The sequence below is a fragment of the Flavobacterium sp. genome (assembly GCF_043720215.1).
GTDB lineage: Bacteria > Bacteroidota > Bacteroidia > Flavobacteriales > Flavobacteriaceae > Flavobacterium.
The window spans coordinates 1-4,599 of sequence record NZ_JAYSSZ010000098.1 but is presented as its reverse complement, the minus strand read 5'-3'; the positions used below and the strand labels follow the sequence as shown (position 1 = coordinate 4,599).

The following is a 4,599-nucleotide window of genomic DNA, read 5'->3' as shown; positions in this document are numbered from 1 at the left end:
TTAATGTGTTTCTCGAAGCGGGTGCAAAAGTACATGTTATTTTTTAACTGGCAAGTGTTTTGATAAGTTTTTTTTAGAAAAATTTATTTTTCCGTTTTCTTATCTTTTTCTAACCAATCTCTCAATGAACGTATTCTCTTGCGGGCTGCAAAGGTAATCCCTTTTTATTGTTTTCCAAATCTTTTTAATAAAATTTTAATTTTATTTTTTTTATCCGTTTCTCAATAATTAAATGAACTTCTCTGCCAATGCGGGTGCAAAAGTAATACTTCTTTTCTCTTTTCCTAACCCTTTTTTAATCTTTTTTAAAAGTATTTTCTAGTCCTTTGGTTTTATGAGGGTTATAGTCTGATTTTTTTAACCCCATAAAAAAAATAAAAAACATTTGAGACAACCTATTTATTATATATGTATTCTCGAACACAAAGGAAATGGATTTGATAAATCAAAACGCAAATTTAAACAAGTTTATGCGATTTGCAAGAAAGTAAAGCTGAATACTGAAGTTTGTCTAGATACTTTTCAGAAAACGAATATTGACTCTTTGACGTTGAACGCGTGAGGGATTGCAGTGAAAATCCTTTTTTGAGGCTTTTTGCCGATAAAAAGATTGTAACGTAAAGCCCGACCCGACCTTTTCGGAAGGGACACGCTATATTTTGACATCCCGAAGATTTGGGGCTGTATGGCATAAAAAAAGCACCATATTAACTATGATGCTCTACTTTTACTTTTCAGCCTGGATAATTTTAAGTTTTTCTCGCCACACTTTTGCAAGTTCTGCATAATTCATGTCAATCTTTGCAGGTTGTTTTGGCAATCTTCCGTCGGTAAAGGCTTTGTATAGTATTCCTTCTATTATAAAATCTTCGGAGACCGCATAGGGCTCGTATTTTGTTTTGAGGTTGATGTCGAACAATCGCGCTGTGTTGTTAGACCAGAATGCTTTCCAACCACTTTTTAATTCTTTGATTAAATCGAACGTGGATGATCCTGTTTGTCTGTGAATTAGTTTGACCAAAATTTGCCCATCTTTGCGGCTTAGTTTTTTTAGTTGCCCTTCGAACTCATTTGTTAAATAATTTTCTACTAATTTAAAATATTTTTTTTTGTCTCTATCAGACTTTAATCCTTTCATTCCTTCATTAAGAGCTGTTAATCTATCGGCAGCAGTCTTTGCATAAGGATATACTTTAAGTACACGACGCTGAAGAATTAGAAACTTCTTTCTTTCTTCGGCAGATTTTATACTATACCTATTGGATACGTAGACTTCTTCTAACTCAATAGGCATTTTAGCAATGGTGTCTATTCCTACTAAAGGTTTCTCTACTTCGGTAGTATCTATTTTGGTAACTTGACCAAATGAAATGGTTGTCATAAAGCAACCAATTATAAGACTAAGTAAGTATTTCATATTATATAACTAAATTTTTATCAAAAATATATATTTATTACACAACTCTAGTGCCAAATTTATAATTTAGCAAAAAATATTTTTATGAACACGAAATCTATACTTAAAAAAACTTCTTTAGACTTTTTAGAAAGTTACTTAAATAACGCCTCTCCTACTGGATTTGAATCTGATGGCCAGAAATTATGGATGAATTATCTTAAACCATACGTTGATTCTTTTATTACAGACACATACGGAACTGCGGTTGGCGTTATAAATCCTGATGCTAAATACAAAGTAGTTATAGAAGGTCATGCCGATGAAATTGCATGGTATGTAAATTACATAACTGATGACGGATTAATATATGTAATAAGGAATGGTGGTTCTGATCATCAAATTGCACCATCGAAACGAGTAAACATTCATACAAAAAACGGAATCGTAAAAGGTGTTTTTGGTTGGCCAGCGATACATACTCGAAATAGAAGCAAGGAAGAAGCTACTAGAATAGATAATATTTTTATCGATTGTGGTTGTATGACTAAAGAAGAAGTTGAAAAATTAGGAATTCATGTGGGCTGTGTTATTACTTATCCTGACGAATTCATGATTTTAAATCATGATAAGTTTGTTTGTCGTGCTATAGACAATCGTATGGGCGGATTTATGATTGCCGAAGTCGCTCGTTTACTTCACGAAAATAAGAAAAAACTACCTTTCGGTTTATATATTGTAAATGCTGTTCAAGAAGAAGTTGGTCTTCGTGGTGCCGAAATGATTACCCAAACCATCAAACCAAATGTTGCCATTGTGACCGACGTATGTCATGACACAACCACGCCAATGATTGAGAAAAAAATTGAAGGTGAAACAAAAATAGGAAAAGGACCAGTTGTAACATATGCGCCTGCGGTTCAAAACAATTTGCGTGAACTGATTATAGATACTGCCGAGAAAAACAAAATTCCTTTTCAACGATTGGCTTCCTCTCGTGTTACAGGAACCGATACCGATGCTTTTGCTTACAGCAATGGCGGAGTAGCTTCTGCACTTATCTCACTCCCGTTAAGATATATGCACACAACTGTCGAAATGGTGCATCGCGATGATGTAGAAAATGTGATTAAACTTATATATGAGACTTTATTAAAAATAGAAAATAACGAAACTTTTTCTTATTTTAAATAGATTTAGGAGCTAATCCCGCTATCCGTTTCAATCTTTTTGTTTTTTAAAGAAAAAACAAAAAAGGATTTTCACTACTATCGGGGCTAAAAATAGAAATAAAAACGAACTTATATTTCTTATCTTATTTAAAATTTTACTTTGTACTTTTGTACAAAATAATCAGTACAAATCTTTGAATTAAAAAACCATGTTAAAAGGATTTTTCAATATACCAAAAGCGGTAAATGAACCCGTAAAAGGTTACGCACCAAATTCTCCTGAAAAGGCAAGAGTTTTAGAAGTTTACAAAACAATGTGGAATTCTAAAATTGATGTGCCATTATATATTGGTTCAGAAGAAATTCGCACAGGAAATACAAAAAACATGTCGGCGCCACATGATCACCAACACATTGTTGGAACATATCATCTTGCTGAAAAATCTCATGTAGAAAAAGCCATTGCAAATGCTTTAGAAAGCAGAACAAAATGGGCAAATATGGCTTGGGAACAACGTGCAGCTATTTTTCTAAAAGCAGCCGAACTAATTGCTGGGCCATACAGAGCTAGAATAAATGCAGCAACCATGATTGCGCAATCTAAAACCATTCATCAAGCAGAAATTGATGCTTCTTGCGAATTAATCGATTTTTTACGTTTCAACGTAGAGTTTATGACACAAATTTACCAAGACCAACCAGCCTCAAACTCTGACATGTGGAATCGTGTAGAATATCGCCCCTTAGAAGGTTTTGTATATGCTGTTACACCTTTCAACTTTACAGCCATTGCAGCAAATCTTCCCGCAAGTGCTGCCTTAATGGGAAATGTTGTCGTTTGGAAACCAAGTGATAGTCAAGTTTTTTCAGCAAAAATTATTATCGATGTTTTCAAAGAAGCTGGTGTTCCAGATGGCGTAATTAATGTTGTTTTTGGTGATCCAGTTATGATTACTGATACCGTTTTGGCTTCTCCAGATTTTGCAGGAATTCACTATACCGGTTCAACATTTATATTCAAAGAAATATGGAAAAAAATTGGAACTAACATTCATAATTACAAAACGTATCCTAGAATTGTAGGCGAAACTGGAGGAAAAGATTTTATTATCGCACATCCATCTGCTAACGTAAAACAAGTGACTACTGCAATTACCCGTGGTGCATTTGAATTCCAAGGTCAAAAATGTTCAGCAGCTTCAAGAGCTTATATTCCTCAAAGTTTATGGCCAGCAGTAAAAGAACAATTAATTACAGATGTGAATTCTATGAAAATGGGTTCGCCAGAAGATTTTGGTAACTTTATCACAGCGGTAATTCATGAAGGTTCATTTGATAAATTAGCTGGTTTTATCGACCAAGCTAAAAAAGATGCTGATGCCGAAATTATTGTAGGTGGGAATTACGACAAATCCAAAGGTTACTTTATTGAACCAACAGTAATCGTTACTACAAATCCTAAATATGCTACCATGGAAACCGAACTTTTTGGTCCAGTAATGACTATTTATGTATATGAAGATAAAAACTGGTCAGAAACATTGAAACTAGTTGATGATACTTCCGAATATGCTTTGACCGGAGCCATTTTAAGTCAAGATCGTTATGCCATTGAAGAAGCTACAGTGGCTTTGCAAAATGCCGCAGGAAATTTCTATATTAATGATAAACCAACTGGCGCTGTAGTAGGGATGCAACCATTTGGTGGAGCTCGTGCTTCAGGGACAAATGACAAAGCGGGTTCAGCGCAAAACTTACTACGTTGGGTTTCGCCAAGAACCATCAAAGAAACTTTTGTAACACCAGAACATTTTAGCTATCCGTTTTTAGTATAAAATATATTTTTACAAAAATAAAAACTCACAAGAATTTCAATATTCATTGTGAGTTTTTTTATTAGAAGACATGTCTTGTCCTAAAATAGCGATACACAAATTCATCGTTATGGAAAACACCCAGGAACCTCGCTATGTAAAGCGTACTCAAAAAGACTACAGTATGTCTTTTAAATTACAAATTGTTCAAGAAATA

3 protein-coding genes are annotated in these 4,599 nt (G+C 34.1%); 2 read left to right on the top strand and 1 reads right to left on the bottom strand.

What is annotated here, in order from left to right:
• Positions 1-727: 727 nt before the first annotated feature.
• Entirely contained in the window at positions 728-1,381 is a 654-nt protein-coding gene (locus tag ACHZC3_RS04755; RefSeq protein ID WP_394758734.1) for a DUF4294 domain-containing protein, read from the bottom strand.
• Between the two features lie 120 nt (positions 1,382-1,501).
• Here ACHZC3_RS04755 and ACHZC3_RS04750 point away from each other — a divergent pair, with 120 nt between their 5' ends.
• Together ACHZC3_RS04750 and pruA are read left to right on the top strand one after the other, a co-directional pair.
• Positions 1,502-2,590 (top strand): M42 family metallopeptidase, encoded by a 1,089-nt coding sequence (locus ACHZC3_RS04750; RefSeq protein ID WP_394758733.1) that lies wholly within the window; start codon positions 1,502-1,504, stop codon positions 2,588-2,590.
• A gap of 187 nt (positions 2,591-2,777) precedes the next feature.
• Positions 2,778-4,403, top strand: coding sequence for an L-glutamate gamma-semialdehyde dehydrogenase (gene pruA / locus ACHZC3_RS04745; RefSeq protein ID WP_394758732.1), 1,626 nt, complete (start codon positions 2,778-2,780; stop codon positions 4,401-4,403).
• The last annotated feature ends 196 nt before the right edge of the window (positions 4,404-4,599 follow it).

What these genes read in the sequence shown, in the direction of transcription:
- ACHZC3_RS04750 (WP_394758733.1), top strand. Translation starts at nt 1,502, where the DNA reads ATGAACACGAAATCTATACTTAAAAAAACTTCTTTAGACTTTTTAGAA.
- ACHZC3_RS04755 (WP_394758734.1), bottom strand. Translation starts at nt 1,381, where the DNA reads ATGACAACCATTTCATTTGGTCAAGTTACCAAAATAGATACTACCGAA.
- pruA (WP_394758732.1), top strand. Translation starts at nt 2,778, where the DNA reads ATGTTAAAAGGATTTTTCAATATACCAAAAGCGGTAAATGAACCCGTA.